Origin of the sequence: Streptomyces sp. NPDC050738 (assembly GCF_040654175.1) — a bacterium.
Classification (GTDB): domain Bacteria; phylum Actinomycetota; class Actinomycetes; order Streptomycetales; family Streptomycetaceae; genus Streptomyces.
The window spans coordinates 1-1,057 of the sequence record NZ_JBFAHN010000036.1 but is presented as its reverse complement, the minus strand read 5'-3'; the positions used below and the strand labels follow the sequence as shown (position 1 = coordinate 1,057).

General features: G+C 65.1%; 1 protein-coding gene. It reads left to right on the top strand.

The annotated features are described in order from the left end of the window. Positions 1 to 716: 716 nt before the first annotated feature. Positions 717 to 1,057: MerR family transcriptional regulator (locus AB0H78_RS38545; protein WP_363239505.1), on the top strand; the 341-nt coding region annotated here is incomplete at its 3' end.

The window sequence follows — 1,057 nt, the reverse complement described above, 5'->3', positions numbered from 1 at the left end:
GGTCGACCATCTCTTTTCTCGGGACACGGAAATCTGTGTCGGCCGGAGTAGACATTGGGTGGTGGTGTGGTTATGGTTTCTCTCGTAGCCGAGATCAGGCGAGGCCCGGCAGAGATGAACTGCCGGGCAGCAGTACAGGAAGTTCGTATGGCGGTGCGGTGGTGGAGTTTCGAAGCCAGAGCAGGTGCGGGACGGCGACGGGACTGACGGCCGGACCGGGTGGCCCGCGGTGATCAGGGGCCGCCACCGCAGTACAGAAAAAGTGCAGTACGCAGTATCAGCAGTGTGTTTGTTCAGAAGCACCTCGGTGAAGGCGTCGGCTGCGGGCGCGCGCATCGGGAAGTTCGGCAGTGGGGTTCTAAGCCAGAGCAGATGCAGGAGAGGCGACGGGGCTGGCTGCCGGAGGTGGTGCTCTTCGAGGCCACCAGCACTACGCAGTTCCCGCGTCGCAAGATCAGAGGGAAGAACGGAGGAGCCAGGCGCCATCAGGATCGCCCGGACCGAAGCATGTGAATCCGGGTACCGCAGGACATCGATAGTGAGGTGGTCTCCGGTCAAGCAACCGCGATCCCCGCAATCCCGACGCCGTTCAGGTCGGGTCTGCGGAAACAGAGGGCCGACGCAGTACGAGAGTCGGCAGATGGTGTAGCAGTTCCTTCGGGGCCCGGGTGCCACATGGCACCCGGGCCCCTCCACGCGTTCCACAGAGAGGTGCAATGACAGCAGACGACTCGTTCGGACGTCTCGACGACGACGACTACCCCGCGTACACCATGGGCCGGGCCGCCGAGATGATCGGCGCCACCCAGGGCTTCCTCCGCGCTATCGGCGAAGCCCGCCTGATCACCCCGCTGCGCTCCGAGGGCGGCCACCGCCGCTACTCCCGCTACCAGCTGCGCATCGCAGCCCGCGCCCGCGAACTCGTCGACCAGGGCACTCCTATCGAGGCCGCCTGCCGCATCGTCATCCTCGAAGACCAACTCGAAGAAGCCCAGCTCCTCAACGCCACATACCAGCGCGCCGCCGAAGCATCAGAAGCGTCTGGCCCGCCCGTGAC